At 70.1% G+C, this 26,996-nt stretch carries 27 protein-coding genes; 11 read left to right on the forward strand and 16 right to left on the reverse strand.

What is annotated here, in order from left to right:
* The first annotated feature begins 14 nt into the window (after positions 1-14).
* Positions 15-3,116, forward strand: coding sequence for a BTAD domain-containing putative transcriptional regulator (locus HUW46_RS11920; RefSeq protein ID WP_215547343.1), 3,102 nt, complete (start codon positions 15-17; stop codon positions 3,114-3,116).
* Here the strand turns inward: HUW46_RS11920 and HUW46_RS11925 are convergent.
* From HUW46_RS11925 to HUW46_RS11935, 3 genes are read right to left on the reverse strand one after another with little or no spacing between them, the layout of a single operon-like run.
* Entirely contained in the window at positions 3,086-3,895 is an 810-nt protein-coding gene (locus HUW46_RS11925) for a DUF4097 family beta strand repeat-containing protein (protein WP_215547344.1), read from the reverse strand. The genes HUW46_RS11920 and HUW46_RS11925 overlap by 31 nt on opposite strands.
* Before the next feature lie 28 nt (positions 3,896-3,923).
* Positions 3,924-4,667, reverse strand: a complete 744-nt coding sequence (locus HUW46_RS11930; RefSeq protein ID WP_215547345.1) for an ABC transporter permease — start codon at positions 4,665-4,667, stop codon at positions 3,924-3,926.
* Entirely contained in the window at positions 4,664-5,596 is a 933-nt protein-coding gene (locus tag HUW46_RS11935) for an ATP-binding cassette domain-containing protein (protein ID WP_215547346.1), read from the reverse strand. Before HUW46_RS11935 ends, HUW46_RS11930 begins: the two co-directional genes overlap by 4 nt.
* Before the next feature lie 147 nt (positions 5,597-5,743).
* On the opposite strand from HUW46_RS11935, the gene HUW46_RS11940 reads away from it, so the two are divergent.
* Complete coding sequence (locus HUW46_RS11940) at positions 5,744-6,964, forward strand: cytochrome P450 (protein ID WP_215547347.1); 1,221 nt, start codon at positions 5,744-5,746, stop codon at positions 6,962-6,964.
* Positions 6,965-6,971: 7 nt separating this feature from the next.
* Here HUW46_RS11940 and HUW46_RS11945 read toward each other — a convergent pair whose 3' ends face one another.
* Together HUW46_RS11945 and HUW46_RS11950 are read right to left on the reverse strand one after the other, a co-directional pair.
* Complete coding sequence (locus HUW46_RS11945; protein ID WP_215547348.1) at positions 6,972-7,418, reverse strand: OsmC family protein; 447 nt, start codon at positions 7,416-7,418, stop codon at positions 6,972-6,974.
* 51 nt (positions 7,419-7,469) lie between these two features.
* Positions 7,470-8,363 carry an NADP-dependent oxidoreductase gene (locus HUW46_RS11950; RefSeq protein ID WP_215547349.1) on the reverse strand — a complete coding sequence of 298 codons (894 nt, stop codon included), beginning with the start codon at positions 8,361-8,363 and terminating at the stop codon, positions 7,470-7,472.
* Between the two features lie 70 nt (positions 8,364-8,433).
* Here HUW46_RS11950 and HUW46_RS11955 point away from each other — a divergent pair, with 70 nt between their 5' ends.
* Together HUW46_RS11955 and HUW46_RS11960 are read left to right on the forward strand one after the other, a co-directional pair.
* Complete coding sequence (locus tag HUW46_RS11955) at positions 8,434-9,021, forward strand: TetR/AcrR family transcriptional regulator (RefSeq protein ID WP_215547350.1); 588 nt, start codon at positions 8,434-8,436, stop codon at positions 9,019-9,021.
* Positions 9,022-9,165: 144 nt separating this feature from the next.
* Entirely contained in the window at positions 9,166-10,170 is a 1,005-nt protein-coding gene (locus HUW46_RS11960; RefSeq protein WP_215547351.1) for a hypothetical protein, read from the forward strand.
* 59 nt (positions 10,171-10,229) lie between these two features.
* On the opposite strand, the gene HUW46_RS11965 is transcribed toward HUW46_RS11960, so the two are convergent.
* Positions 10,230-10,694 (reverse strand): M15 family metallopeptidase, encoded by a 465-nt coding sequence (locus HUW46_RS11965; RefSeq protein ID WP_442860972.1) that lies wholly within the window; start codon positions 10,692-10,694, stop codon positions 10,230-10,232.
* Positions 10,695-10,832: 138 nt separating this feature from the next.
* On the opposite strand from HUW46_RS11965, the gene vanR-Sc reads away from it, so the two are divergent.
* Positions 10,833-11,519: a response regulator transcription factor gene (gene vanR-Sc, locus HUW46_RS11970; protein WP_215547353.1), complete on the forward strand. Its 687-nt coding sequence runs from the start codon at positions 10,833-10,835 to the stop codon at positions 11,517-11,519.
* Positions 11,512-12,633 carry a sensor histidine kinase gene (locus HUW46_RS11975; protein ID WP_215547354.1) on the forward strand — a complete coding sequence of 374 codons (1,122 nt, stop codon included), beginning with the start codon at positions 11,512-11,514 and terminating at the stop codon, positions 12,631-12,633. The genes vanR-Sc and HUW46_RS11975 overlap by 8 nt, the downstream gene beginning before the upstream one ends.
* Positions 12,634-12,641: 8 nt before the next feature.
* Here HUW46_RS11975 and HUW46_RS11980 read toward each other — a convergent pair whose 3' ends face one another.
* The 6 genes from HUW46_RS11980 to HUW46_RS12005 form a co-directional block, all read right to left on the reverse strand.
* Entirely contained in the window at positions 12,642-13,145 is a 504-nt protein-coding gene (locus tag HUW46_RS11980; protein WP_215547355.1) for a GNAT family N-acetyltransferase, read from the reverse strand.
* 10 nt (positions 13,146-13,155) lie between these two features.
* Positions 13,156-13,764, reverse strand: a complete 609-nt coding sequence (gene vanX / locus HUW46_RS11985) for a D-Ala-D-Ala dipeptidase VanX (protein WP_215547356.1) — start codon at positions 13,762-13,764, stop codon at positions 13,156-13,158.
* Positions 13,761-14,795, reverse strand: coding sequence for a D-alanine--(R)-lactate ligase (vanA, locus tag HUW46_RS11990; protein ID WP_215547357.1), 1,035 nt, complete (start codon positions 14,793-14,795; stop codon positions 13,761-13,763). The genes vanX and vanA overlap by 4 nt, the downstream gene beginning before the upstream one ends.
* Positions 14,788-15,801: a D-isomer specific 2-hydroxyacid dehydrogenase family protein gene (locus HUW46_RS11995; RefSeq protein WP_215547358.1), complete on the reverse strand. Its 1,014-nt coding sequence runs from the start codon at positions 15,799-15,801 to the stop codon at positions 14,788-14,790. Before HUW46_RS11995 ends, vanA begins: the two co-directional genes overlap by 8 nt.
* Positions 15,802-15,871: 70 nt before the next feature.
* Entirely contained in the window at positions 15,872-16,813 is a 942-nt protein-coding gene (locus tag HUW46_RS12000; RefSeq protein ID WP_215547359.1) for an NADP-dependent oxidoreductase, read from the reverse strand.
* Positions 16,814-16,882: 69 nt separating this feature from the next.
* Positions 16,883-17,647: an SDR family NAD(P)-dependent oxidoreductase gene (locus HUW46_RS12005; protein WP_215547360.1), complete on the reverse strand. Its 765-nt coding sequence runs from the start codon at positions 17,645-17,647 to the stop codon at positions 16,883-16,885.
* Positions 17,648-17,691: 44 nt separating this feature from the next.
* Between HUW46_RS12005 and HUW46_RS12010 the strand changes: the two genes are divergently transcribed.
* Positions 17,692-18,006 carry an ArsR/SmtB family transcription factor gene (locus HUW46_RS12010; protein ID WP_215547361.1) on the forward strand — a complete coding sequence of 105 codons (315 nt, stop codon included), beginning with the start codon at positions 17,692-17,694 and terminating at the stop codon, positions 18,004-18,006.
* Here HUW46_RS12010 and HUW46_RS12015 read toward each other — a convergent pair.
* Together HUW46_RS12015 and HUW46_RS12020 are read right to left on the reverse strand one after the other, a co-directional pair.
* Positions 17,996-18,529 carry an AAA family ATPase gene (locus tag HUW46_RS12015; RefSeq protein ID WP_215547362.1) on the reverse strand — a complete coding sequence of 178 codons (534 nt, stop codon included), beginning with the start codon at positions 18,527-18,529 and terminating at the stop codon, positions 17,996-17,998. The genes HUW46_RS12010 and HUW46_RS12015 overlap by 11 nt on opposite strands.
* A 30-nt stretch (positions 18,530-18,559) precedes the next feature.
* On the reverse strand, positions 18,560-21,055 hold the full coding sequence (locus HUW46_RS12020) for a choice-of-anchor D domain-containing protein (protein ID WP_215547363.1): 2,496 nt from the start codon (positions 21,053-21,055) through the stop codon (positions 18,560-18,562).
* Positions 21,056-21,231: 176 nt separating this feature from the next.
* On the opposite strand from HUW46_RS12020, the gene HUW46_RS12025 reads away from it, so the two are divergent.
* Genes HUW46_RS12025 through HUW46_RS12035 form a run of 4 tightly spaced genes read left to right on the forward strand, consistent with a single transcriptional unit; the run spans position 21,232 to position 23,227 of the window.
* Positions 21,232-21,450, forward strand: a complete 219-nt coding sequence (locus tag HUW46_RS12025) for a hypothetical protein (protein ID WP_215547364.1) — start codon at positions 21,232-21,234, stop codon at positions 21,448-21,450.
* Between the two features lie 41 nt (positions 21,451-21,491).
* Positions 21,492-21,995, forward strand: coding sequence for a hypothetical protein (locus HUW46_RS12030; RefSeq protein WP_254126082.1), 504 nt, complete (start codon positions 21,492-21,494; stop codon positions 21,993-21,995).
* Positions 21,970-22,299 carry a DUF6545 domain-containing protein gene (locus tag HUW46_RS49035; protein ID WP_442860927.1) on the forward strand — a complete coding sequence of 110 codons (330 nt, stop codon included), beginning with the start codon at positions 21,970-21,972 and terminating at the stop codon, positions 22,297-22,299. Before HUW46_RS12030 ends, HUW46_RS49035 begins: the two co-directional genes overlap by 26 nt.
* Positions 22,300-22,318: 19 nt before the next feature.
* Entirely contained in the window at positions 22,319-23,227 is a 909-nt protein-coding gene (locus tag HUW46_RS12035; protein ID WP_215547365.1) for a nucleoside hydrolase, read from the forward strand.
* Positions 23,228-23,262: 35 nt separating this feature from the next.
* Here HUW46_RS12035 and HUW46_RS12040 read toward each other — a convergent pair whose 3' ends face one another.
* Together HUW46_RS12040 and HUW46_RS12045 are read right to left on the reverse strand one after the other, a co-directional pair.
* Positions 23,263-24,042, reverse strand: coding sequence for a DUF6498-containing protein (locus HUW46_RS12040; RefSeq protein ID WP_215547366.1), 780 nt, complete (start codon positions 24,040-24,042; stop codon positions 23,263-23,265).
* A 79-nt stretch (positions 24,043-24,121) separates the two neighbouring features.
* Positions 24,122-26,905, reverse strand: a complete 2,784-nt coding sequence (locus tag HUW46_RS12045) for an AfsR/SARP family transcriptional regulator (protein ID WP_215547367.1) — start codon at positions 26,903-26,905, stop codon at positions 24,122-24,124.
* Positions 26,906-26,996 lie beyond the last annotated feature (91 nt).

The following is a 26,996-nucleotide window of genomic DNA, read 5'->3' on the forward strand; positions in this document are numbered from 1 at the left end:
GGCAAAATCGGCGGGTGCAGATCGGGATGCTCGGACCGTTCGAGGTCCGCACGGACGACGGCGCGCTCGCCGACGTGCCGGGTGCGCGGCTGCGCGGGCTGCTGGCCGCCCTCGCGCTCACGCCAGGGCACGTGGTCGGCAAGGCGGCGCTCGTCGACTGGATCTGGGGTGAGCACCCGCCGGCCGACGCCACGAACGCGTTGCAGCGCTTGGTTTCCCGGCTGCGGAAGGCGCTGCCCGCCGGTGTGGTCGAAGGGCAGGCGAACGGGTACCGGCTGGCGATCGAGCCCGACGCCGTCGACGCCGTGCGGTTCGAACGCCTCCTCGGCCACGGCAAGGATCCGCGTCGGCTGCGCGAAGCGCTCGCGCTGTGGCGCGGCGCGGCCATGCAGGACGTCGACCTGCCGGACAGCACGAACTTCACCGCGGCGGTCACCCGGCTCGAAGGCCTGCGCCTGAGCGCCTTGGAGGACCGGTTCGACGCGGACGTCGATCTCGGCCACGGCGCGGAGCTGGTCACGGAGCTGACCGATCTGGTGGCCGCGAACCCGGTGCGGGAACGGCTCGTCGTCGCACTGATGCGCGCGCTCGCCGCGAGCGGCCGCGACACCGAGGCGCTGCTCGTGTACCAGCGCACGCGGGAAACCCTGGCCGACACGCTCGGCGTCGATCCTTCGCCCGAGCTGTCCGCGGTGCACGTCGCGCTGCTGCGGGGCGAGCTGGGACGGCGCGAGGAGAACCGGAAGACCAACCTGCGCGCCGAGCTGACCAGTTTCGTCGGCAAGGACGCCGACGTCGCCGCCGTGCGCGACCTCGTCGCCGGGCACCGGCTCACCACCCTGATCGGCCCCGGCGGCTCCGGGAAGACCAGGCTGGCCAAGGAAACCGCGCGCACACTGGTCGGCGAGCTGCCGGACGGGGTGTGGTTCGTGGAGCTCGCCGCCAGCGGTGCCGACGGCGACGTCGCACAGGCGGTGCTCACCGGGCTCGGGCTGCGGGACACCCTGCTCGCCACGTCACCGGCCGCGGACCCGGTCGGCGGGATCATCACCGCGATCCGCGACCGCGAGGTGCTGCTCATCCTGGACAACTGCGAGCACGTGATCGAGGCGGCGGCCGCGTTCGCCGACCGCGTGCTCGGGGACTGCCGGGGGCTGCGGATCCTGGCGACGAGCCGGGAACCGCTCGGCATCACCGGGGAAGCGCTGTGGCAGGTCGAACCGCTGTCCCTGCCCGGCGACGGCGACCCCGGCGGGATCGCGGCCTCGCCCGCGATCCGGTTGCTGCGGGACCGGGTCGGCGCGGTACGCAAGGACCTCGGGACCGACGAGCACGCGTTGTCGACGATGGCGCGGATCTGCCGTGCGCTGGACGGGATGCCGCTCGCGATCGAACTCGCCGCCGCCAGGCTGCGCACCATGACCATCGAGCAGCTCGCCAACCGCCTCGACGACCGCTTCCACCTGCTGACCAGCGGCAGCCGCACCGCGTTGCCGCGGCACAAGACGCTGCGCGCGGTGGTCGACTGGAGCTGGGAACTGCTCACCGGCGCCGAACGGACGGTGCTGCGGCGGCTATCGGTGTTCTCGGGCGGGGCGAGCCTGGAGGCGGCCGAGCGGGTCTGCGGGGACGAGCGCGCGCTGGACCTGCTCACCTCGCTGGCCGAGAAGTCGTTGCTGGTGACCGAAGGGGACCTCGCCCCGCGCTACCGCATGCTCACCACGATCAGGGAGTACGCCGCGGACCGGCTCGCCGAAGCCGGGGAGACCGACCTGATCCGCCAGGCGCACCTGACCTACTTCACCGAACTCGCCGAGACCGCGGAACCGCACCTGCGTCGCACCGAGCAACTGGAATGGCTCGCCAAGCTCGAAGCCGACCACGACAACATCATCGCCGCGATGCGGGGCGCGATCGCGGCCGCCGACGCGCAGGCGGCGATGCGGCTCGCGGCGGCCGCCGGATGGTACTGGTGGACCGGCGGCAGGCGGGCCGAAGGCAACGAGCTGATGATCGCGGCCACCACCATTCCCGGTGCGGTGGCCGATGACGTCAAGGCGCTGACGTACACGCTCGTGGTCGGCTTCATGACGTCGGGGCGCGGCGACGAACACCTGGCCGAGGACTGGATCCACGAGGCGTACCGGCTCAGCCGGAACTCCTCGCGCCGCAGCCCGCTGCTGGAATTGATCACCCCGCTGGAACGCATGCTGCGAGAACCGGGTTCCGCGGTGTCGGCGTGGGAACCGTTGCTGGACAACGAAGATCCGTGGGTGCGCGCACTGGCCACGCTGCAGGCGGGCAAGATGCGGATCATGCTCGGCCAGGACGTGGCGGCCGCACGGGCGCACGTGGAAGCGGCGCTCGCCGGGTTCAGGGCGATCGGCGAACGGTTCGGGATCGCCCTCGCCCTGTCGCTGCTGGCGGAACTGCTCGCGATGCGCGGCGAGTACACCGCCGCGTGCGAGCACTACGAGCAGGCGATCGCGGTCATCACCGAGGTCGGTGCCGTCGAGGACGTCATCCGGTTGCGGACGGAACAGGCCCAGCTGCACTGGTTGCACGGCGATCGGGACGCGAGCGCGGCCGCGCTCGCCGAAGCGGAGCGGATCGCCGAAGGGGTCACCTGGCCGCACGCGCTGGTCGAGGTGGCGCTCACCAAGGCCGAACTCGCCCGCCTCGGCGGAGACATCGCGGAGGCACGCCGTCAGCTCGGCCTCGCGACCGCGTTCCTCGGCGACGAGGCGGAGGAGGCCCACATCCGTGCGGCGGTGCACGACGCGTTCGGCTACCTGACCGACGACGCCCGCGAGGCCCGTACCCACCGCGCGGCCGCCTGGCAGGCGGCTTCCGAGGCGGGGCACCCGTTCGCGATCGCGCGCGTCCTCGTCGGGGTCGCGGACCTGGCGGCCCGCCTCGGCCGGTACGAGCAGGCCGCGCGGTTGCTCGCGGCCAGCGCGGTCGTCCGCGGGCAACCGGACCACACCCAGCCCGACGTGGCCAGGATCGAGCAGGACGCGCGAAATCACCTCGGCGAACCGCGGTTCGCCGAGGTGACGGAGGAAGGTGCGCGGACGAGCCCGGCTCACCTGGTCGAGACCACGCTCGCCGCTTGAGCGGCGGCGCGCCGCACGGTGATGTCACCGCGCCGCGTGCGAGCGTGGACCGAGACCCTGGCCGCCGTGGCGTCCGGTTCTCCTTGCGGCACAACGAAGTTGTGCACCACCCCTCGCTCGCTGCTGACGTCGGTGGAGACGGCGGCGCCCTCGTCGACGCCGACCTCGATGTCCCCCGAGGCGTTCCTCAGCTTCGCGCGGCCGTTGGTCAGGCAGCCGATCCGGATGGCGCCGCCTGCGGTTTCGACGGTGACATCGCCGTCGGCGCGGTCGATGTCGATCCGTCCGCCCGAACTCGACACCTCGATCGCGCCATCGATCGTCCCGATCCGCGCCTCGAAGGCCGCGCCGTCGAGGGTGGCGCCGCCCGTGATGTGGCCGACCACGACTTCCCCGGACGAGACACTCGCCCGCAGCGCGCCGACGCGCTCCAGCCGCACCCGGCCCGAGGCCTGGTGCAGTTCGCAGTCGCCGAACGAGCCGTCCGCCCGCACGGTCGAGTACGCCAGGTACGCGGCGAGGCCGGACCCGGTGGGCAGGTCGATCGTGATGACGACCGACCCGTCCTTCTCACCCGAGGTGGTGGTCTTGACCGACAGCCGCCCGTCGGCGAAGGCGACCTTGGTCTTCTCGGCCACCTTGACGTGGGACCGGTTCGCCGGGTCGGCGGGTTCGACGTGCACCGCGGTGTCGGTGCGATCGCTGGCGGTGACCCGCACCTGAGCTCCGGCGACCTCGACGGTGGCGGAGACGGGTTCGGGGGTGGTGAAGACGCTCATGACGGTTTTCCTTTACTGGTAAGGGTTTTCAGGCGCGCTTTTTGAAGGTGGAGCGGGACCACAGGTAGCCGACCAGTGCGATTCCGGCGCACCAGGCGACCGCGGCGATCGCGTCCCCTGTGGACGGTGTGCCGTGGAGCAGGCCGCGGATGGTTTCGATGATCGGCGTGAAGGGCTGGTATTCGGCGAATTCGCGGAGCCCGGGGCCCATTTTGTCGGCGGGGACGATCGCGCTGCTGAAGAACGGCAGCATCACCAGCGGCACCGACGCCATGCCCGCCGTTTCCGGGGACTTCGCCGCCATGCCCAAGGCGATCGTGAGCCACGCGGCCGCGACGCCGAGCAGCAGCACCATGCCCGCCACGCCGAGCCAGTCGAGGAAACCCGCCGCGGGGCTGAACCCCAGCAGGAAGGCCACCCCGAGCACCGCCACGATGGCGATCAGGTTGGTCAGCACGCTGGTGATGACGTGCCCGTTCAGCACCGCGCCCCGCGAAACGTCCATGACCTTGAACCGGTTGATGATGCCCTTGGTCATGTCGGAGTTCACCGCGGTCGCGGCGGCGCCGAGCCCGTAGCAAACGGCCATCAGCAGCATTCCCGGCGTCGCGTAGTCGACGTAGTCGACACCGACGCTGAACGCGCCGCCGAGCATGTACACGAACATCAGCATCATCACGACCGGCATCAGGATCGCGTTGAACACCGAAATCGGGTTCCTGGCGACGTGTTTGAAGTTGCGGCGCAACATCACCATCGACTGGGTGTTCATCGGACTGCCTCCGCGGTACGGCCCGTGAGGGCGAGGAAAACGTCGTCGAGATCGGGGGTCTGCACGGAGAACCCCTCGGCTTCGAGCGAGTGCTCGTCGAGCCGGTTCAGCAGGGCCTGCAACGATTTCGTCCCGCCGTCGCTGGGCACCCGCAGCGCCAGTGCCTCGTCGTCCCGCGTGGCGCCGGTGAACAGGCGCGCGGCGGCGTCGAGTTCGGCGGCGGTGGCGAACCGGAGCCGGACGTGGGTGCCGGGGATCTGGCGCTTGAGTTCGTCCGGGGTGCCGTGGGCGACCAGGCGGCCCCCGTCGAGCACCGCGATCCGGTCGGCGAGCTGATCGGCTTCCTCGAGGTACTGGGTGGTGAGGAAGATGGTCACGCCGTCGGCCACCAGCTCGCGGATGATCGACCACATCGTGCGGCGGCTGCGCGGGTCCAGCCCGGTCGTCGGCTCGTCGAGGAAGATGATCCGAGGGTTGCCGACGAGCGTCATCGCCAGGTCCAGTTTCCGGCGCATGCCACCGGAATAGGTCGACACGGGCTGGTTCGCCGCCTCCACCAGGTCGAACCGCGCCAGCAGCTCGGCGACGATCCGGTGGCCGGTGGCCGCCCGGTTCAGGTCCACCATCAGCTGCAGGTTCTCCTGCCCGGTCAGCAGTTCGTCCACCGCCGCGAACTGACCGGTGACCCCGATCGCCGCGCGCACCGCCTTGGCCTCGGTCGCCACGTCGTGGCCCGCGACGCGCGCCGTCCCGCCGTCGGCGGTCATCAACGTGGTCAGCACGTTCACCGTCGTCGTCTTGCCCGCGCCGTTCGGGCCGAGCAGGGAGAAGATGGTGCCCGCACGGACGTCGAGATCGACGCCGTCGAGCACGACCTTGTCCCCGAAAGCCTTTCGCAGTCCGGAGACCGCGATCGCTGAAGTTGTCATGGGACCCACCATCGGCGCCCCGCCTGACATGCTTCCGCCACGCTTCTGACACGTCCTGACGCCGTGTCAGAGCCGTGGCGGTCCCGTGTCAGGCACGCCGGTGATCGTTGCTCCCATCACCACCACGACTACCGATTGGGACCTCCGATGACCCAGACCGCCCAGCACGGCCTCCCCATGGACCGGGACGCGGGCCCCTTCAACCCGCCCAGCGAGCTCACCCGGCTGCGCGAAGTCCGCCCGGTGAGCCCGATGGTGTTCCCCGACGGGCACGAAGGCTGGCTCGTCACCGGCTACGACGAGGTCCGCCAGCTCATGGCCGACACCCGGTTCAGCTCCCGCCTCGACGTCGAAATCGTGCACGCGCCGTTCGGGACGCCCGGGATGCCGCCCCAGACCGAACCGAACCCGCCGATGCCGGGCATGTTCATCGCGATGGACCCGCCGGAGCACGGCAGGCTGCGGAAACGGCTCACCGCCGCGTTCACCGTCAAGCGCATGAAGCAGCTCGAAGACCACATCGCCGAGATCGTCGAGCGGCAGCTTGACGACCTGGCGAATCTCACCCCGCCGGTCGATCTGGTCAAGGAGTTCGCGCTGCCGGTGCCCTCACTGGTGATCTGCGAGCTGCTCGGCGTCCCGTACGCGGACCGGGCGGACTTCCAGGCGAACTCCGCGCAGTTCATGGTCAGGGACCAGACGCTCGACGAGAAGATCGCCGCCGTCACCGGCCTGAACACCTTCCTCACCGAGCTGGTCACGCGGAAGCGCGCCACCCCCGATGACGACATCCTGTCCGATCTGGCCCGCCAGGAGGACCTCACCATCGAGGAACTGACCGGCGCCGCCTTCCTGCTGCTGCTCGCCGGGCACGAGACCACCGCCAACATGCTGGCGCTGGGCACCTTCGCGCTGCTGGAACACCCCTACCAGGCGGCCGAACTGCGCGCCGACTCCGCACTGCTCCCCGGTGCCGTCGAAGAGCTCCTGCGTTATCTGTCCATTGCGGACATCTTCCTCCGCTACGCCACGGAGGATCTCGAACTCGGCGGGGAAACCATCCACAAGGGATCGACCGTCGTCGTCTCGCTGCTGGCCGCGAACCACGACCCGCGGCGCTACGACCACCCCGACACCCTCGACATCCACCGCAACGCCCGCGGTCACCTGTCCTTCGGGCACGGGATCCACCAGTGCCTCGGCCAGCAGCTCGCCCGCATCGAAATGCGCGCCGGGTTCGAGGGCCTGCTGCGCCGCTTCCCGTCCCTCGAACTCGCCGTCCCCGCCGGGGAAGTGCGGCTCAGGACCGACATGAACATCTACGGCGTGCACGAACTGCCGGTCACCTGGACGGAAACGGCCCGGTGAGCGCGGCTCAACCCACCTCGACGACCGGTTCGAGCACGACCTCACTGGTCAGGCTGTTGGCGATGTAGCACTGCCGATGTGCCTTGCGCAGCAAGCGTTCGACGCGTTCGGCGGTCGCGCCGCGGACGACGACCCGAGGACGGAGCACGATGCGCGTGAGGCGCATCGGGCGCTCCGCCTCGGGCATCACGCCTTCGGCGCTGTCGTGATATCGCACGACCTCGACCCCGGAAAGCGCGGCGACCGCGAGGAAGGAGAGCAGCTGGCAGGAACTCGCGGCCGCGACGAGGAGCTGTTCCGGGTTCGCCAGCTCCGGGTCACCGCGGAACGCCGCGTCGGCGCTGACCGCGAGCGGCGCGGCACCGATCGTCACCTCGTGCCCGCGGTCGTAGCTGTCGTAGTCGCCGGTGCTTCCCGACCACGACAAGGAGGTGCGATACGTGTGCGCTGTCATGGCCGCGACGGTAGGTCGCCGTCGTTTCGGCCGTCACCGAAACGAACCGGCTCAGACGAGGATGACCCGGCGCCCGCGCGTGTGCCCGGCCTTGCTGTCGGCGTGCGCCGCCGCGGCGTCGGCGAGCGCGTACGACTTCTCGACCGGGATGTGCAGCTTTCCCCGTGAAATCAGGTCGACGGCCTCCGCGAGCGCGTCGGGCACGCTCCCGGCCACGCCCGAGAAGCGGACGCCGAAGTCCGGCGCGCTGAGATCGGCGATGGACACCACCTTGCGCGGATCCCCGGTCAGCTCGACGAGTTCGCCGAGCACGCCCGAACCCGCGAGGTCGAGTGCCGCGTCGACCCGGCCGATCCGGCGCACCCGCTCGGCCCAGCCTTCGCCGTACGTAGTGGCGGCGGCGCCGAGAGCGCGCAGGTAGTCCTGGTTCGCGGCGCCCGCCGTGCCGATCACCGCGATGCCGCGGTCGCGGGCGATCTGCAACACCGCCGAGCCGACTCCCCCGGAGGCGCCGCTGACCAGCAGGGTCTCCCCTGGCCGCACGCCGACCTCGCGGACGAGGCGCACCGCGGTCTCCAGCACCGACGGGTACCCGGCCGCCTCTTCGAACGTCAGCCCCTCGGGCATCCTGGCCCACGCCGTCAGCACGGCGAACTCGGCGTAGGTGCTCAGCCCCTCGCCGAACACGGGGTCGCCGACCTCGATCCCGCTGACGCCCTCCCCGATTTCGTCCACCACACCGGCGGCGTCGATCCCGACCCCGGCGGGCAGCTCGATCGGATGGGCGCCGAGGACCTGCCCCTCGCGGAGCCGCCAGTCGACGGGGTTCACCCCCGCCGCCCGCACGGCGACGCGCACCTGACCAGGCCCCGCGTGGGGCTCCTCGGCGTCCACGAGCTGAAGGACCTCCGGACCGCCGAACTCGGCGAAGCTCACTTTCTTCATGCCAGCGAACGTAGCACTAACGGTTAGTGTTTCACAACAGATATGGTTTTGTGCCTGCTAGCATCACGCCATGACCGCGCCGCCAGGACGTCGTGAGCGCAAGAAGGCCGCGACCCGCCGGAACATCGCCGACACCGCACTGCGGCTCTTCCTGGAGCGCGGGTATGACGCGGTGGGCATCCGGGACGTGGCCGCCGAGGCCGACGTCGCCGTCACGACGGTCTTCTCCCACTTCGCCTCGAAAGAGGCGCTGGTGTTCGAACAGGACGAAGACTTCGAGCAGCGCCTCACCCGCGCGGTCGCCGACCGGGATCCGCACGAACCGCTCATCCCCGTGCTGCGCCGCGAAATCCACGCGCTGGTGCGGCACTGCACGGGAGACGCCGCGGCCCCGCTCTGGCGCATGATCGACGCGTCACCCGCGCTCCGGCAGTACGACGAGTCGATGCGGCTGCGCCACGCGGAATCGCTGGCCGCGGCCATCGCCGCCGACCCCGGTGTCGCACGGTCCACAATGGTCTGCCGGACGATCGCGCGGTTCGCGATCGACGCCTATTCGCTGGCCCGCGAGGAAGCCGATCCCGAAGCCGCGGTGGACGAGGTCTTCCGGATGATCGAGGCGGCCTGGGCAGCGGCCGGACCGCCGAGCGGCCAGTAGGTCCGGTACTTACGGCCACCCGGCGCTGACTTTTCGGGCAAGCTCCGCCGCACCGGCGAACTGGCTCCGCGATCGTGCGTCACTGCAGGCGAAATCACGGTCGTCACGGCGGCCGACGTGCTCGAGTCGATTCGGAGTGTTCGCATGAGAGTTCTGCGGAAAGCGCTGGCCATCGGAGCGGCCGCGGGGTTGACCGGGCTCGCGATCTTCGGCGGCGTCCTGAACGCCTCCGCCGACGACACGACGCCGCAGTCGCTGGGTTCCTTCGAGGCTTCTTCGGCGCAGCAGCGCGCGGTGTACGCGATCGCGCACCGGGTGGACACCCTCGACGGGATCAACGCGGCGATCAAGCACGGCGCGAACGCGATCGAAGTGGACGTGTGCGGCTGGGCGGATCCGAACGAGTGGCGCACCTTCCACGACTGCCCCGACAAGGGCGGGACGCGGGAAGGCCCGAACCTGGACGACTGGATCAAGCGGGCCACCGAGCAGTCCGGCCCCGGCCACAAGCTGCGCATGGTCTGGCTGGACATCAAGGACCCCGACTACTGCGGCGAGGAGAAGTACCGCGGGTGCAGCGTGGCCGGTCTGCACGACAAGGCGCAGAAGCTGGTCGACGCCGGTATCCAGGTGCTGTACGGCTTCTACGGCTACCACCCCGGTGAGAAGGGCGGGCGCGGCTGGCAGAGCCTGCTCGGCACGCTCAACGGGCTCGAAGGGGTCTCGGTGACCGGCACGGTGAAGTCCGTCGAGGACACCTTCCGCGACCACGGCAAGGGCGGGATCCGCGACCACCAGCGCGCGATGGACTACGGGGACACCGATATCGCGAAGGGCTTCGGAAACTGCGACGAACCGAGCTACAACACCTGCACCGAGCTCAAGCACGGCGCGGCCGAGCGCGGCGCTGGCAAACTGGGCTCGACGTTCGCCTGGACCACCACGCACAAGGACAAGTCCTATGTGGACAAGCTGCTCGGCACCGCGGACGTGGACGGCGTCATCGCGGGCTACGCCGACAACACCGGGGCGAAGGACTACGCCGACACCAAGGAATGCGCCGACGCCATCGCGCTCGTCCGGGACTGGGTGAACGGGCACGGCTCGACCCACCGCATGGCGAACACCGCCGACCGGCTGTTCTCCTGACCGCGTGATACCGGTTCCGCGCTCGTCGTCCACCCCAGCGGCGACGAGCGCGGAACCGGTCACCACATCCGCGGATCGTGGGACGGATCGGCGAACATCGGCGGGCAGCCGGTGAGGATGGCCTCGGGCCGCAGTTCGTAGTGCCAGGGTTCGTTGCGGTAGATCTGGCACAGCCCGTACGCGGCGCCGTGCTCGGACAGCCACGCCCTGGCCTCGGCCGGTCCGATGTCGACCGCTTTCCCCGCCACGTGCGCGGAGGTTTCCGGGGTCGCCACCCAGCGCGCGGCTTCCTCCGCCGAGCCGTACTTCGAGATCGCCTTCTCCAGCAACTGTTCCTGGTACGCCGGGGAACGCCAGCCGCTGTTGACGAAGAACTCGACCCCGTCGACCGCGGCGTCGGTCGCGGCCCGGCGCAGTGCGGAGAGCAGTTCGGGATCGAGGTTGGCCACGGCCGGGAACTGGTCGGCGAAGACCGTCACGCGGGGCGGAATGGCGCCACCGGCCTCGCCGAGGCGGCCGCGCACGGCCGAGCGGAGGCGGCGGGCTGCTGTTCGTACTGGTTCGCGGTAAGCCACGTCCCCAGTCAAGGCGGCGCGGCGTTGCCGTCGCGTATCCGGTTTTGGATATGCCGGCGATATGCTCCGGCCTCGTAGCATCGGGGTATGCGCGTGTTGATCGTCGAGGACGAACCGTACCTGGCCGAAGCCATCCGAGACGGCTTGCGCCTGGAAGCGATCGCCGCCGACATAGCCGGGGACGGGGACACCGCGCTGGAACTGCTTGGCGTCAACACCTACGACATCGCCGTGCTCGACCGCGACATCCCGGGCCCGTCCGGCGACGAGATCGCCAAACGCGTCGTCGCCTCTGGCAGCGGCATGCCGATCCTGATGCTCACCGCGGCCGACCGGCTCGACGACAAGGCCTCCGGGTTCGAACTCGGCGCCGACGACTACCTCACCAAGCCCTTCGAGCTGCGGGAGCTCGTGCTCCGCCTCAGGGCGCTCGACCGCAGGCGCGCGCACAGCAGGCCGCCCGTGCGCGAGATCGCGGGGCTGCGGGTGGACCCGTTCCGCCGCGAGGTCTACCGCGACGGCCGCTACGTCGCGTTGACCAGGAAGCAGTTCGCCGTGCTCGAAGTCCTCGTCGCCGCCGAAGGCGGGGTCATCAGCGCCGAGGAGCTGCTGGAGCGGGCGTGGGACGAGAACGCCGACCCGTTCACCAACGCCGTGCGCATCACGGTCTCCGCCCTGCGCAAGAGGCTCGGCGAACCCTGGCTGATCGCGACGGTGCCCGGCGTCGGGTACCGCATCGAGACCGGCGCGGAACCGGGAGACGAGCGTGGATAGGGAACGCGGGTTGAGCGTTCGCCTGAAACTCACGCTCAGCTACGCCGGGTTCCTGATGGTCGCCGGTGTCCTGCTCCTCGCCGTCGTGTGGGTGTTCCTGCTGCGCTACGTGCCCGAGGTGATCCCGCAGTACCGCAGCAGCCTGCCGGGGACGGGCGGGGCGCCCAGCGGGCCGGTGCTGTCCATCCCCGGCCGCTACGACCTGCAGCGCGCGTTCGTCCCGAAGGCACTGCTCGTTCTGGCTGCGCTGCTGGTCTTCGGCCTCGTCGGCGGGTGGCTGCTGGCGGGCAGCATGCTCGCGCCGCTGACCCGCATCAAGAACGCGACCCGCCTGGCTGGCAACGGCTCGCTCTCCCACCGGATCCGGCTGGAAGGCCGCACCGACGAGTTCCGCGAACTCGCCGACGCCTTCGACACCATGCTCACGCGGCTGGAAGCGCACGACGCCGAACAGCGGAGGTTCGCGGCCAACGCGTCGCACGAACTGCGCACCCCGCTGTCGATCACGCGGACGCTCCTCGAAGTGGCCCGCAACGACAAGGACCGCGACATCGGCGAACTCCTCGAACGCCTGAACTTCGTCAACACCAGGGCGATCGACCTCACCGAGGCGCTGCTCCTGCTCAGCCGCGCCAACCAGCGGGCCTTCACCCGGGAACGCGTCGACCTGTCGCTTGCCGCGGAAGAAGCCACGGAAACGCTGCTTCCCTTAGCGGAACGGCACGGCGTCACCCTCGAAACCTCCGGTGACCAGGCCGCCGCCAACGGCTCGCACGCGCTCCTGCTGCAGATGACCACGAACCTCGTGCACAACGCGATCGTCCACAACCTGCCTGAGGGGGGCACCGTCCGGGTCACGACGAGCGTCGACGCCGGGAACGCGGTGCTCGTCGTCGAGAACACCGGCAAGAAGCTTTCCCTCGACCTGGTTTCCACGCTGGCCGAGCCGTTCCAGCGCGGCACCGAACGCGTCCGCACCGACCACGCGGGTGTCGGGCTCGGCCTGGCGATCGTCGACAGCATCGCCCGAGCGCACGACGGAACCCTCGCACTCGTCCCGCGGGCCGCGGGCGGGCTCCGCGTCACGGTGCAGCTCCCCGCCGCACCACCGTGAGAACGCGATCAGACCTGCATCCGGCGGCGCGCGAATTCGTCGCCACGACGGTCGGTGCCGTCGAGCTCGCGCAGGTATCGGGACGAGGTACCCGCCTGGTCGAGGTAACCGCGGCGCCGGTAGAACTCGTGCGCGTCTTCCCGGCGGTCCGCGCTGGTGACCTCCATGCGCACGCACCCGCGGCTCACGGCGAACGATTCCGCCTCGGCCACCAGTCGGCCGCCGACGCCCTGCCCGCGCGCCTGATCGGACACGACCAGCGCCACGATCCGGCCCCAGGCACCGGTGCGTTCGAAGAACGGGCACACGTGGACCGCGACGAGGCCGACGACTTCGCCGCCAGCCTCGGCCACGTAGACCGCGCTGAACGGGTCGGACCGCCACGCCTGGATCCGGGTCGCCGTCGTCCCGGCGGCGTCCTGCGGGTACCCCAGCTCGTCGAGCAACCCGTCGACGGCCGCGGAATCGGTGCTGTCCGCCAGTCGTACCCGCATGTCTTCCCCGTTCCTCATTCGATGTTCCTCATTCGACGGCAAAGTCGAAGTAGGTGTCGGGATACGGTTCGTCTTCCAGCGTGTAGTGCCACCATTCCCGGTCGTACGAGCGGAAACCACAATCGTCCATTATGGACCGGAGATGCTCCCGGTTCGCCGCTTCGGCCGTGGTGATCCCGGCCGCGCCGTGATGGGACACCGGATCCATCAGATCGTGGTCGCCGCCCATCGGGGCGAGTTCGCCGGTGGCGAGGTGGTAGAGCGTCAGGTCGACCGTGCTGCCCCTGCTGTGCCCGGACTTGGCGGCCACGTATCCCTCTTCGAACATCTCGGTCCGCTCGATGTTCGGGTAGTGCCGCGATTTCGCGCGGCCGTCCTCCGGTTGCTCCGACCACCGCACGAAGTTGTCCACGGCGCGTTGCGGGCGGTAGCCGTCCCAGAGGAGCAGGCCGAAGCCGAGTGACGCGGCCTTCTCCTGCGCCTGCTCCAAGGCCGCGCACAGGGCACGCGTACCGACGATCCGGTTCACCGCGTACCCGTCCACCGGTTTTCCGGTGAAGTTGTCCCAGGTGGCGTACTTGGCGTCCCAGCGTATTCCGGGCACCAGTTCGTCGACGAAGGCGAAGTCCTCGTTCATCGGCCGTTCCCCGCCAGCGTCAAGGTCAGGATCCGGTCGAGCATCTCGGAGAACGGGATCCCGGCGGCGGCCATCATCCTCGGGTAGCGGCTGTACGAAGTCATACCCGGCAAGGTGTTGACCTCGTTGAGCACCACTTCCCCGTCCGCCTTCAGGAACAGGTCCACCCTGGCGAGCCCGCTGCACTCCAGTGCCCGGTAAATGGCCTTCGCGGTTTCCCGGACGCGCGCACTCGTTTCCGCCGGGATGGGGGCGGGAACGGTGATCGAAGAGTTCTCCGAGCCGCTTTCCGGGTCGTCCTCCTGGTGGATCTTGAAGAAGCCGTGGGAGAGCGAGATCTGGTCCAGCTCGCCCGTGCTCAGATCGCTCCCGTTCCCCAGGACCGCGCAGCCCACTTCGCTGCCGACGACGGCTTCTTCGAGCAGCACCTTCGAGTCGTACTGCCGGGCGGTCGCCAGCGCATCGGCCAGCTCCTCCTTGCCGGACACCTTGCTGACTCCGAAGGACGATCCGGAACGGGCGGGTTTCACGAAAACCGGGTAGGTGAGCCGATCGGGATCGATCTCTTCGTCCCCGGTGACGGTCCAGAAGTTCGGCGTGGCGATTCCCGCGTTCCGCACGGTGAGGTAGGTGAGGGACTTGTCCATGCACAGCACGGAACTCTGGATGTCACACCCGGCGTAGGGGATGCCGGAGAACTCCAGCAGGCCCTGCACGGCGCCGTCCTCGCCGAACTTGCCGTGCAGCACGGAAAGCACCGCGTCGAGGGGGATCGTCTCGTATTTGCCCTCGTCCAGCACGAGCAGGCCGTGGGCGCTCCGGTCCGGCGACAGCACGACCGGGCGGCCGTCCTCCCAGCCTTCACCGGGGTCGTCGCACAGCTTCCAGGCACCGTCCTCGGTGATCCCGACGTAGCACGGTTCGTACTTTCCGAGGTCCAGGTTCGCCGCCACTTCCCGCGCGGATTTGACGGAAACGGGGTGCTCCTCGGAACAGCCCCCGAACAGAATCCCGATCTTCACCCTAGCCATGCCGGTTCTCGCTTTCGAATTTCAGACAGTTGACAATCGAGTTCTCCACGGTGTCGCTCAGCGCGTGGTCCGTGTAGTAGGCGGTGTGCGGGCTGATGAGCGCGTTCGGCAGTTTCTGCAACCGCACCAGCGCCTCGCTCTTCACCGGCTTTTCCCGGTGGTCGGCGTAGAAGATGCCTTCCTCGCCTTCGATGACGTCCAGCGCCGCGCCACCCAACCGCCCGCTTTCCAACGCCCGCACCAGCGCCTCGGTGTCGAGCAGCGGGCCGCGTCCGGTGTTGACGACGAACGCGCCGTGCTTCATCCGCGCGATGCGGCGGCTGTCCAGCAGGTGGTGCGTGTCCGGGGTGAGCGGCGTGTGAAGTGTCACGATATCGCTCTGCGCAAGGATTTCCTCGAGCGGAACGTACTCGGCGGCGGTGCTGGGAAAGTTGTCGTTGGCCAGCACGCGGCACCCGAAACCGCGCAGCCGCCGCATGACCGCCGCGCCGATGCGCCCGGTGCCGACCACCCCGACGGTCAGATCGCGCAGTTCCTTCCCGCGCACGTCGTGCAGCCGGTAGTCGTGGACGTCCGTGCGGCGGATGAGGGATTTCGCGTTCCGCAGCATCATCAGCATCAACATCACCGTGTAATCGGCGACGCTGTCCGGCGAATACGCGACATTTCCCACGGAGATGCCGACACTCTCCGCGTAGTCCACATCCAGGTGGTTGTAGCCGATGCTCCTGGTCGAAATGTATTCCACCCCGGCGCGCCCCAGCGCGCGCAGGGTGGAATTGCCGACACGCGTTTTGTGGCCGATGCTGACGCACCGGTTCCCCGCCGCCAGCCCGGCGTTGTCCTCGGACACCGCGGCCTCGGTGAGCGTCGGAACCACGCCGAAGCGCGGCGCCATCTCCTGGAACAGGGCGGCCTCGTCAGGCCCGCAGCCGTAGATCGTGATCCCCGTCGCCGTGGCCTGCGATGGGGTGCGGCGGGCCGCTGCTGGCTCGCGGTAGGTCATGCCCCCAGTGAAGGCGGCGCCGTGTTGCCGTCGCGTATGCGGTTTTCGATATGCCGACGATATGCCGCGGTCAGAACTCGAGCACGAGACGGCCGCGAAGGCCGCCCGCCTCCAGCAGGCGGTGCGCCTGGGCGGCCTCGGTGCAGGGAAGCGTGCGGGCGACGCGGAGCGTGAGCGCGCCGGTTTCGGCGAGTTTCCTGAGCTCGTCGAGCTTTTCCGTCTCGTCGATGTAGTCGGTGACCAGGACGTAGTGGACCCCGATACCGCGTTCCGGCTCGACGCCGCCGCCGATCGAGGGCGTCCGCAGCGCGATGTAGGCCCCGTGGTCGCGGATGGCCGGAAGCACGAGGTGCCGTTGCAGCGAACCGTCCACGAGCGCGTCGACCCCGTCCGGGAAGTGCTCGCGGATCCGCTCGGCGATGTCGTCGCCCCTCGGCACGACGATGTCGGCGCCCAGCTCCGCGACCAGCGCCTCGTCCTTCGGCGCGGCGTCCGCGATCACGGACAGCCCGGCGTTCTTGGCGAGCTGGACGGCGTAGCCGCCGACCGCGCCCGCGGCACCGGTGACCGCGATGGTCCGCGCGGCACCGGCGGCGTCGAGCGCGAGGCGGGCGGTCAGGCCGTTCATGGGCAGCGTCGACGCGGCCGCGAAGCCGGCGCCTGCCGGAACGCGAACGACGGACGCGGCGGGCACCACGATCCGCTCCGCGTAGGCGCCGCCACCCTCCAGGACCGGCCGCGTGATCGCCAGCACCTCGTCGCCCGGCTTCCACCCGGTGTCCGGATCCGCCTCGTCGACGACACCGGCGGCCTCCCAACCCGGGACGTAGGGCGGCGTGACGTCGCGGTAGCGATCGTGCGCGAGGCCACTGCGCGTGACCAGGTCCGACGGGTTCACCGCCGCGGCACGGACCCTGATCCGCACCTGCCCCGGCCCCGCGTGCGGTTCGGGAACCTCCACCACCCGCAGCACCTCGGGACCGCCGGGCTGGTCGAAGCCGATCGCTTTCATCCGAACCTCCGTTTCAGGGCCTTCCTCAACGGGGGTAACAAGATCGCCCGCTCCCCTGTTCCCGGACGATCAAGCCGCGCTGTAACCGCCGTCGACGGGGAGCACCACGCCGGTGACGAACTCGGCTTCCGGGCGTACGAGATTCGCGATCCACCAGGCGACTTCCTCGGGCCGGGCCGGTCGGCCGAGGGGGACCCGGTCGAGGTTCCGGCGCATCTCGGCCGCGCCCGCTTCGTCGTAGTCGTTGTTGGCGAGCATCGGGGTGTCGACCGGACCCGGTGCGACGGCGACGACGCGGATACCCCTCGGGGCCAGTTCCACCGCCCACGTCCTGGTGAGGAAGTCGATCGCGACCTTCGTCGCGCCGTACGACGACATCGGGACCCACCCGCGCTGCCCCACGGCGGTGCTGACGTTCACCACCGTGCCCCTGGCGGCTTCGAGCATCGGAAGTGCCTGCTGCGTAAGGGCGATCGGCGCGACGAGGTTGACGGCGAGGTGACGCTGCACCACCGCGGGGTCGATCTCGCCGAGCGGCGTCTGATCGACCACACCGGCGTTGTTGACCAGGATGTCCACGCCGCCGAACTCCCGCTCCGCCGCGTCCATCACCTCGGCGGCCGCGCCGGGGGCGGTGATGTCGATCGCGCACGGGCGGATGGTGTCCCGGCCACCGGCCGTCTCGATCAGCCGGGTTTCGGTCCTTCCGACGGCGAGCACCCGGCACCCTTGATCCGCCAGCGCACGGGCGGTGGCGCGGCCGATGCCGCTCCCCGCGCCGGTGATCACCGCGGTCCTGTCGAGCGGATTACCTTCAGTACGAATGTACGACATAGTCGTACATTACGATACTTTCGTACACCGGTATAGTCGGATCCATGTCCGCGCTGCATCCCGACCTCGCCCAGATGAGCGTGGACAAGGTGCTGGCCGCACTCGGCCACCCGATCCGGCTCGCGGTCGTGCGCACTCTCGCGGCCCACGGCGAAACCTACTGCGGCGCGATCGACACCGGCGCCTCCCCGTCCACGATGACGACGCATTGGCGGATCCTCCGCGAAAGCGGCGTGACCTCCCAGCGCCTCGACGGCCGACGGCACTACATGTCACTGCGCCGCGACGACCTGGACGCCCTGTGCCCCGGCCTGCTGGACGCCGTGCTCGCCGCACCGACGGGCGACCTCAGCCGTTGACGAACGCCACGACCTCGTCGAGCGCGGGGCTGTACCCGTCGGTGGTGTCGACCTCGATCCACGGGGCGTCCACCGAAACCCGGTCGAACTCCTCGTAGCCCCGCTCCAGCGCCGAGGCGTCGGCGTGGGCACGGCGCACCGGATCGTCCTCGCGGCGACGCCGCACCCTGGCCGAGGCGACCTCGGCGTCGACAACGCAGTGCACGATCCTGATCCGCGCGAACGCGCTCAGGTGTGCCAAGCGGGGCCGCCACACCCGGTCCTGGAACGCGGCCTCCGCCACGGTCGTCACCCCGGCCCGCACCAGCAGCTCCAGCACGCCGAAGAAGGTCGGCAGCGTGCGGCGGGTCAGCTCGTCACCGGGACCCGGCACGAACCCCGGGACGGCGTGCGCCATGCCTTCCTTGATCTCGTCGCGGCAGATCGCCGGGCACCCCACCGCCCGCGCGAGCGCGTGCGCGAGCGTGGTCTTACCCGCCCCTCCCGGCCCGCTGACGACGACGAGAACCGGAAGACCACCCATACCCCTGATCATTCCACAATGGACAGACGGTCAGGGCGTCGGGCCGTGGCCGCTGAGCCGGACGTTCTGCGCACCCTGTCCGTCGTTGCTGCTGACGAGGTAGTTCGAGGTTTCCAGCTTCGGGGACACCGGGGTGAAGGTCACCTTCTGCTCGATGGCGGAGCCCGGCGGGATCACCTGGCCCTCCGGCAGCGGATCGTCGGTGCGGAACACCCCCTCCGGGGCCTTCGCCTTGGTGATGGTCAGCGGGACGTCGCCGGTGTTGGTCGCGGTGAAGGTCATCGTCTTGGAGCTGCCGATGGCCACCGTGCCGAAGTCCAGTGCCACCGGGGAAAGCGTGAGGTGCGGGCTGCCGGTGAGCGCGACTCCCGACAGCGGCACGGTCATCTCGCCGTGATCGCTGGTCACGCGCAGGCTCGAAGTCTCGTACACGCCGATCTTGGTGCCCGCCACCGGGCGGAAGGTCACCGGGACCGGGAGCGAGGCGCCGGGTTGCAGAACCGTTCCGGCCGGGGGCAGGTTCGCCACTCCGAAGGCTCCCGACGGCGCGGCGACCCCGGTGATGGTCTCCGGAGCGGTGCCGGTGTTGACGATGTTCACCCCGAGCTGGCGGGCGGATCCGGTGCGCACCTTGCCGAAGTCGAGCGCGGTCGGGTTGCCGCCGAGTCCCGGCTGGGTGCCGCGCCCGTGCAGGTCGATCGCGGCGGGCCCGGCGTCGGTGTCGAAGGCCAGCCCGCCGGTCGCCCCGCCCCACGCGCCCGGCCGGAAGGTCACCGGAACGGACAGCTGCTGCCCCTTCGCCAAGGTGACGGGCGCGGCCAGCGACGCGGCGAACGGCGCGGGCGCGGAGACACCGCGCACGGTCAGGGGTTTGCTCGCGGTGACGGTCGCGGTCGCGGTGACGGTGCCGCCGACCGGTGCGGAGCCGAGGTCGAGCTGGCGGGCGGTGAGCGGGGCGGTCGCCGGCCTGCCGAAGCCGAGCACCTTGCCGTCCCTGGTGCCCACGTACACCTTGCCGCCCGCGGTGGCGGGCACCGCGAACTTCGCCGCGGTGCCGATCGGCGCGGAATAGCGCAGGTTCAGCACGCCGTTGACCGGAACCGGGTCGTAGGCCCGCAACTGGGCGTCCGCGCCGTTCGGACCGGTGGAGTAGACCTCCCAGACCAGTGCGGATCCCGGCGCGTCCCCGCTGGAGGTCACCACCGGAGACCCCGAGGTGTAGCCGAAGTTGTCCGTCGTCGCGCCGACCGCGGTGAGCGAGGGAGTCCCGCCCGCGGTGGAGTACTTCAGCGCCCGCAGCGGCCCGTTCGCGTCGGCGAGGTAGACGTATCCGCCGTCGCCGCCGAAGAACGCGGGCCTGCCCCACACGCCGCCGAAAGCGCCGCTCGTGCCCACGACGGCGTCCCCGCCGCCGGGTGCCTGCGCGGTGCCGCCGAGCCGGTCCGCGTCGAGCAGGTACACCCGGCCGTCCTTGCCGACCTGGACGATCAGGCGCGGGTGGGCCTGGGTGCCGAAGGCGGGCGGGATCGCCATCGGGCCGCCGGAGCCGAAGTCGAAATCGTCCTGGTTGAGCTTCGCGTTGTCGTACGGGCTGAAGTAGCTCTTCGCGGTGAGCGTGCCGTCCTGGTTCACAGCCAGCCGGACGGCGGACTCGCCCAGTGTCCTGGGTGGACTCTCGCCGGGGCCCGGTGCCGGTGCCACCCCGTTTCCGGTGGCGAGGACGATGCGGCCGGGCCCGTCGGACACCAGCCCGCCGCCGGACTGCCAGATTCCCGCCTCGTCGGAAGCACCGCCCTCGGTGGACCAGAGCGTGGTCTGCTTGCCGGTGCGCGCGTTCACCCCCGCCACGTAACCGACATACGGCGTGTAGTCGCAATGGCTGGCGAATCCGGCGTACACCACGCCGTCCAGCAACAGCAGCCCCGGTCGCTGCATCGCGGTCATGGGATTGAACGGGACACCGGGATTGTTGCTCGGTGTCCCGCCGATCGTGGCCGGGAAACCGGGTAGTTCCTTGCCGGTGCCGATGTCGAGCGCGTGCAGGTACCAGTGCGGGTGCTGGAGGTCCTGGCCGTCGGCGACCTTCGACGTGACGTAGACGGCGTGCGTTTCCGGGTTGTAGACCGGGGTCGCGGTGACGCCGATGTTCGGCGTGAGGTCACCGCAGTTCACCGTGGCCGCCGGCCACGGCGCGCCGAGGTTCGCTTGCCAGCGCGGGGTTCCCGCGGCCGGGTCCAATCCGTACACCTTGTTGTTCTCCGTCGCCGCGACCACGGTGCCGTCCGCGACGATGGGCTGGGCGTACACCTGTCCGTCCACTCCGGTCGCGAAGATCTGGCCGAAATCGGCGGTGGAGACCTGTCCCGGGCTCAGGCCGGGTTCGTCGGCGTCCCAGCCGGTGCGCAGGTTGTTCCCCGCCGCGGTCGGGTCCTCCACGGATTCCGTCCGAGCGCTGGAAAACCCGGTCAGCGTGCCGGAGAGCACGAGGAACACCATGAGCAGCAACGGAAATCGGCGCGACGCCACGGAGTCTCCATTTCACGGCCGGACGGGACCCGCCGATTATCGAGATCGAACTCGGAGTCCAATACCGACGTTCGTCGGGTCTGCGCATCCGGTTTTCCCGGCCATCCGGTCGAATCGGACCGGCACGGGACCCGCGAAATCCCGCTGACCCCCAGGCCCAGCGGGACGTGCGAGTGGTGAAGCACCACCTGAAGCTTCCGACCGGCTGTAAACAACAGCTCGCCACCGGCAAGCGCGAAAACCCCGGGATCAACGCCGTGCGGGCGCTCGCCGACTTCTTCGGCGTCCCGATCGGGTACTTCGCCGACGACACGGTCACCGAGGAGATCAACGCGCAGCTCCGCGCGATCACGAGGGGATGCTCGTCGTCACCGCTCCGTGGTGCTCACGGCTGAGCGTCCCTCGCACCGAGGGATGGCCGGAAGGGACACGAGACGTGGAGTCCGCCCAGCTACGCCGCCAGTGCCACCGGCGCGTGCGTGGCCTCGTCAGGAGCATCGGCCTCCCCGCCCCGTGGGACATCAACGAGTTCGTCGACCGGCTCGAACGGCATCGCGGCAGGCCGATCGACCTCTGCGCGGTCCAGTGGACGCCGGGGGAAAGCTCGGGCGCGTGGCGCGCCCACCACGACCACGACGTCATCGCCTTCTGCGCGAACACGACTTCCGTGCACCAGGACGCGATCATCCCGCACGAGCTCGCGCACATGATCGCCGAGCACCGCGGCCGGTGCGTCCTGTCCGAGGAAGAGGCTCAGCGGCGTGCGCCCGATCTGGCCCCCGCCGCCTTCGCCCACCTGCTCGACCGCGTGAACCTGCCCGGTGAGGAGCAGGAAGCGGAGCTGACCGCGCGGCTCGTCCTGGCGCGGATCGCCCGTGATCGACCGGCCGCCCGCGGGGCCAGTTCGCTGGCCCGTGAAGTCGAAGCCGTCTTCGGCTGACCCGAACGCAGGAATCCGTGTCCGCCGCGCTCATGTCCTACGCGCTCGCGTTCGGGCTCGGTGTCGTCGCCGTCATCCGGGTGCGGCGATTGTCCAGTGCCTCGCGGGCGAAGGACGCGCTGCCGCCGTCGAGGCGTGCGCGATCATCGCCGCACCGCGCAACCACACCGGTTCCACGCGACCGTCCGACACACCGCCGCCGCCACCCGCGCACTCGGCGCCCGACATCGACGCCGAAACGTCCTGGCTCGAACAAGTCGCCGTCGCACTCGACGATTCCCCGATCGTCGGCTCGTTCCGGTAAAATCGACCTACGGAGACCCATGCCCGATCACCACCCGGCCCCGATCGTCGTCGACACCGACGGCGGCCTCGACGACGCGCTCGCCATCGTGTTGCTCGCGCGATCCCCGGGGGTCGAACTCGTCGGCATCAGCTCCGTGCACGGCAACGTGACCTCGGGCGAGGCGGCGGCCAACTCGGCTCGGCTGCTCGAAGTGCTCGGCGACCACACGACACCGGTCGCCGTCGGCGCGTCCGCACCGCTCGCCCAGCCGCTGCACCTGTCCCACCCGAACGACCTGCTCCGCCGGGCCCTCGGCCGCCCCCGCCGCCGCACGCCCGCGCCGAGCCCGGCCGCGGAGCAGATCGTGGCGCTCGCCAAGGAGCACGCCGGCGCCCTCGACCTGCTCACCCTCGGCCCGCTGACCAACATCGCGAACGCGCTCCGCCTCGCCCCGGACCTGCCCCGGCTGCTCCGCAGGGTCGTCGTCATGGGCGGGAGCTTCGACGGCGGCAACATCACCGAGCACGCGGAGGCCAACGTCCACCACGATCCGGAGGCCGCCGAGGAGGTGTTCGCCGCCGGGTTCGCCCTCACGGTGGTTCCGCTCGACGTCACCCGGAACGCGATCGCCACGCGATCCTGGCTGCGGGCGCTCGTCTCGGCGGCACCGCGGCTGAAGATGAAGGCGGCCGCCGCGCTCGGGCTGCTGGCGGCCCGCGGCAAGAAAGGGCCGCGGCTGAGGATGCACGACGCGCTCGCGGCCGCCGTCCTGCTCGACCGGCGCGTCGCCACCGACCACCACAGCGCACCGGTGCTGGTCGCGCTCGACGGCGACCGCCGCGGTGAAACAACCGCGGGTACCGGCGATCGACGGCCCGCGACGATCGTTCGCGCGGCCGACGTCGACGAATTCCGGGCCCGGTTGCTCGAAGCGCTGAGCGGCTGAACCAGTCCCGTCAGACGGTGCGGACGCCTGACTCGTCACCGTCCACTTTGACCAGTCCCGGTGGACCGCGCACGACGGACGAAGTACATCGCCACGTCCAGAACGACCTTGAAGGCGATGAGCAGGAGCGCGACCGCGATCGGCTGCCCGGTGACACCGAGGAGGAAGAACCCGGCGATCAGGGTGAACTGCAGGACCAGCGTCCGCCACAGCGCGGAATCCCGGACGTCGGTACGGCCGACCCGGTCCCGGTCCCGTCCTCGCACCCAATCCTGCCGATACGCGAAGCCCTGACTGGCCAAGAACACCACCAGCATTCCCCAGTACCCCGCGGGAGAAGCCGCGATCGCGGAACGGTTTTCGCCCAGGGTGTCGAGAACGCTGCCGGGAGAGCGCGCTCCCAGCAACCAGAACACGCCGTCGAGAAGCCTGCCGTACCACCGCATGGTCGCCGCCCCGCAGAGACCCCCGATCAGTCCACCGTGGACGAACACGAAGAAACCGAAGAGGAAGGCGAACCGCGGAACTGTCGGCTCGAGGGGAGACCCGTTGGGATTGCGGAACGGGGATGTGCGCTCGGGTCCGCGGGCGGTCCGGATCTTGACACACGTCCAGAACCCGATCGCGATGCTCTCCAGCCAGTAGACCGTGAGCACGTCGCCCGGTTGCCAGCCGCGCCAGAGCACGGCCGCGACCGGCAGGAGGTTGACCAGGACCAGTGCCGCGACGGCCAGCCACGATCGCTCGCTCTTGGCCAGTTTGCGCAGCACCACCCCGGCGATCGTGGCGAGCACGCCTTTCCACGACTCTCGCACGACACCCCTCGGACGCGGCTGACCGGCATCACGGGTTCCCGATCATGACAGGCCCGGACGAGCCGCTCAACACCCGAAGTCACGAATCCGCCTCGCCGAGGCCCGACAAGTGTTGACGAACCCGGTCTGCGTCGTTCGCGCGCCCTTGGACGTGAAAGAGCTCCAGCGCCTGCTCCCACGCCCCGCGCGCGGATTCGGATTCGCCGAGCGCGAGGTACGTTTCCCCTTGCGCGTCGAGAACGGTGCCCTCGTAGTAGGTGTTACCCGCCTCGTGCAGCACGGAACGGGCCTCGTGAAAGCAGGTCACGGCGTCGCGGTGCCGTCCGGTGTGCTGGGCGATGAACCCGAGGATCGCGATGGCCAGCCCCTCGTCCTCCCGGAGCTGGTGGTGGCGGGCCAAAGCCAACGCGGTTTCGGTTTGGGTGCGGGCTTCCGCGAAGTCACCGAGCCGCGCCCGGTACCAGCCCGTCACGGTGAGTTCCCTGGTTTCCCCGGCAGGCATGCCGAGCGTGCGGTAAAGGCCCAGCGCGCGGGCGGCGTGCTCGAGCGCCCGCCGATCGTCGCCCCGCAGCGACCACGACCATCCCAGTGTGTGATGGGTGTACGCCTGCGCGGGAAGGTCGTCACGCTGCTCGGCGAGCGTGAGGTGGTGGAGTGCTTCCGGGTACCGGCCCAGTTCGGCGAAGATCGCGCCGAGGAGCTGGTGCGTTCCGGCGTGCAGGGACGGGTCGTCCAGCTCGTTCGCGGCCTCCTGCCCCGCCTGCCAGGTCGCGAGCGCGGCGTGGAAACGTCCCTGCCGGTACAGGAACGTGGTCAGCAGCCAGGCGAGCTGCCAGCTCGCGGCCGCCCAGCCCTGCGCCGAGGTGAGCCGTTGGGCGGCAAGCAGGTTGAGGTGTTCGGTGGTGAACCAGGCCAACGCGGTCTGCTGGTCTTCCAGGTGGTGGGGCTGGTAGCCGTCGCGGGGTTCGGGGAGCTGGATCGGCGGCAGCAGCGGCTGCAGCAGGCGGTCGCCGGTGAACGCGGTGTGCAGGTAGAAGTCGACGAGGCGGCGCAACGCGCGCGAGCGCACCGGCTCGGGCAGATCCCGTTCCGCCCGCTGCGCGGCGTACAGGCGGATCAGGTCGTGCATGCGGAAACGCCCCGGATCGTGTTGCTGCACCAGCGAAGCGTGCTCCAGTTCGCGAAGGATGGTGAGCGTGCTCGTGGTGGGGAGCGCGAGCAGGCTGGCCGCGGCGGGCAGGCTGATGTCCGGCCCGCACGCCAGGCTGACCAACCCGTACGCGGTGGCGGCTTCGGCGGACAACGCGTGGTAGGACCACGACAGCACGGCTCGCAGGCTGGCGGAGGCGTCGGCGGTGTCCAGTGCGGCGAGCCTGCCGCTCTGGTCGCGCAGTTGGGCGGCCAGTACCGCGAGCGGGAACTGGGGATGGTGACTGGCATGGGCGGCCACGACGCTGACCGCCAGCGGAAGACCAGCGCAGTAGCCGAGCAGTTCGGCCATCGCGTCGGGGTCGGCGGCGATCCGGTTCCAGTGGAAGTGCCGGGCGAGGAGCTGCCGCGACTCGTTCTCCGTCAACACGTCGAGGGTCAGGGAACGAGCGCCGTGCCCGGTGACCAGGCCGTCCAGCCGGTTGCGGCTGGTGACCAGCACGGTGCACGCCGGGCTTCCCGGGAGCAGCGGGGCGATCTGGTCGGTGTCGCGCGCATTGTCGAGTACGATCACCATTCGTTTGTCGGCGACCACGCTGCGGTACAACCCGATCTGCGCGTCCCATTCCCGCGGGAGTTCCTCGATCGCGATACCGAGGGCGTCGAGGAATCCCCGCAACGCGGTCACCGTCGGCATCGGCTCCCCGCTGGGATCGAATCCGCGAAGGTTCACATACAACTGCCCGTCCGGGAACCGATCGAGGTGCTGATGAGCCCAGTGCAGCGCCAGCCACGTTTTGCCGATGCCACCGGCACCGCTGATCACGGCGAGCGGAACCGCGTTGCCCGTTTCGGTCAGTGAAGCGGTGAGGTGGGCGAGATCGTCGCACCGCCCGGTGAACAACCTCGGCGCGGCGGGCAGGTGGCGCGGCAGCGGAACCCGGGAGACCGGTGAAGCGGTGGTGCACGCGGAAAGCCCAGGATCCGCGGCGAGGATCCGGTGGTGCAGCCGCCGCAGCGGCGGGCTCGGGTCGGTGCCGAGTTCGTCGGCCAACCGCCTTCGGATGCGCTCGTAGTGGTCGAGGGCGCGGGCGGCCTGACCGGCGCGGTAGAGCGCGAGCATCAGCTGTCCCGCCAGCCGTTCGTCCAGCGGTTCGGCCCCGGCCCGGTCGAAGAGGCCGGGCAGCAGTTCGGCGTGCTTGCCTTGGCGGAGCAGGACATCGGTGAGATCGAGCTGGGCGGCATGGCGCTGGTGGGCGAGCGTCGCGCGACAGGCGGTCAGCCACGGGGTGTCCAATCCCGCGAACGGTTCGCCGCGCCAAAGCCGCAGGGCTTCGTCGAACAACGCGGCCACGCGCCGGTCGTCGCGGGTGGTGTGGGCACGGGCGATCAGCTGCTGGAACCGGTGCAGGTCCACGGTTTCCGGCTCCGCGGTGATGCGGTAACCGTTGTCCTGCCACATGATCGCGACACCCGGTACCGGAGCCAACGCGTTGCGAAGCTGGGTGACGCCGTGCTGGACGGCGGCACGGGGACGGCGCGGCAGCCGCCTGCTCCCCCACACCCGGTCCACCAGCCGGTCGACCGCGACGATGCGATTCACGTCGATGAGCAGCAGCGCCAGAATCGAGCGCAGTTGCGCGTAGCCGACATTGATCGACTCCCCGTCGAGGCGAGCCTCGATATTGCCGAGCAGACAGAACTCCACTGCCATGGAAGCCCCCTTGCCGAACACCCGAAGATACACGCGAGTCGGCGGTGATCGCCGGGACCGGCCAGCAATAACGAAATCGGCGACAATTCTC

Source organism: Amycolatopsis sp. CA-230715 (assembly GCF_018736145.1).
GTDB lineage: Bacteria > Actinomycetota > Actinomycetes > Mycobacteriales > Pseudonocardiaceae > Amycolatopsis.

Bases quoted from the DNA above. Each gene is read 5' to 3' on its own strand.
- HUW46_RS11960 (WP_215547351.1), top strand. From the start codon at position 9,166: ATGAGAGTTCTGCGGAAAGCGCTGGCCATCGGAGCGGCCGCGGGGTTG.
- HUW46_RS11950 (WP_215547349.1), bottom strand. From the start codon at position 8,363: ATGAAGAAAGTGAGCTTCGCCGAGTTCGGCGGTCCGGAGGTCCTTCAG.
- vanX (WP_215547356.1), bottom strand. From the start codon at position 13,764: ATGAACGAGGACTTCGCCTTCGTCGACGAACTGGTGCCCGGAATACGC.
- HUW46_RS11935 (WP_215547346.1), bottom strand. From the start codon at position 5,596: ATGACAACTTCAGCGATCGCGGTCTCCGGACTGCGAAAGGCTTTCGGG.
- vanR-Sc (WP_215547353.1), top strand. From the start codon at position 10,833: ATGCGCGTGTTGATCGTCGAGGACGAACCGTACCTGGCCGAAGCCATC.
- HUW46_RS12045 (WP_215547367.1), bottom strand. From the start codon at position 26,905: ATGGCAGTGGAGTTCTGTCTGCTCGGCAATATCGAGGCTCGCCTCGAC.
- HUW46_RS12035 (WP_215547365.1), top strand. From the start codon at position 22,319: ATGCCCGATCACCACCCGGCCCCGATCGTCGTCGACACCGACGGCGGC.
- HUW46_RS11995 (WP_215547358.1), bottom strand. From the start codon at position 15,801: ATGACCTACCGCGAGCCAGCAGCGGCCCGCCGCACCCCATCGCAGGCC.
- HUW46_RS12010 (WP_215547361.1), top strand. From the start codon at position 17,692: ATGTCCGCGCTGCATCCCGACCTCGCCCAGATGAGCGTGGACAAGGTG.
- HUW46_RS12000 (WP_215547359.1), bottom strand. From the start codon at position 16,813: ATGAAAGCGATCGGCTTCGACCAGCCCGGCGGTCCCGAGGTGCTGCGG.
- vanA (WP_215547357.1), bottom strand. From the start codon at position 14,795: ATGGCTAGGGTGAAGATCGGGATTCTGTTCGGGGGCTGTTCCGAGGAG.
- HUW46_RS11955 (WP_215547350.1), top strand. From the start codon at position 8,434: ATGACCGCGCCGCCAGGACGTCGTGAGCGCAAGAAGGCCGCGACCCGC.
- HUW46_RS11930 (WP_215547345.1), bottom strand. From the start codon at position 4,667: ATGAACACCCAGTCGATGGTGATGTTGCGCCGCAACTTCAAACACGTC.
- HUW46_RS11940 (WP_215547347.1), top strand. From the start codon at position 5,744: ATGACCCAGACCGCCCAGCACGGCCTCCCCATGGACCGGGACGCGGGC.
- HUW46_RS11925 (WP_215547344.1), bottom strand. From the start codon at position 3,895: ATGAGCGTCTTCACCACCCCCGAACCCGTCTCCGCCACCGTCGAGGTC.
- HUW46_RS12005 (WP_215547360.1), bottom strand. From the start codon at position 17,647: ATGTCGTACATTCGTACTGAAGGTAATCCGCTCGACAGGACCGCGGTG.
- HUW46_RS12015 (WP_215547362.1), bottom strand. From the start codon at position 18,529: ATGGGTGGTCTTCCGGTTCTCGTCGTCGTCAGCGGGCCGGGAGGGGCG.
- HUW46_RS11980 (WP_215547355.1), bottom strand. From the start codon at position 13,145: ATGAGGAACGGGGAAGACATGCGGGTACGACTGGCGGACAGCACCGAT.
- HUW46_RS11945 (WP_215547348.1), bottom strand. From the start codon at position 7,418: ATGACAGCGCACACGTATCGCACCTCCTTGTCGTGGTCGGGAAGCACC.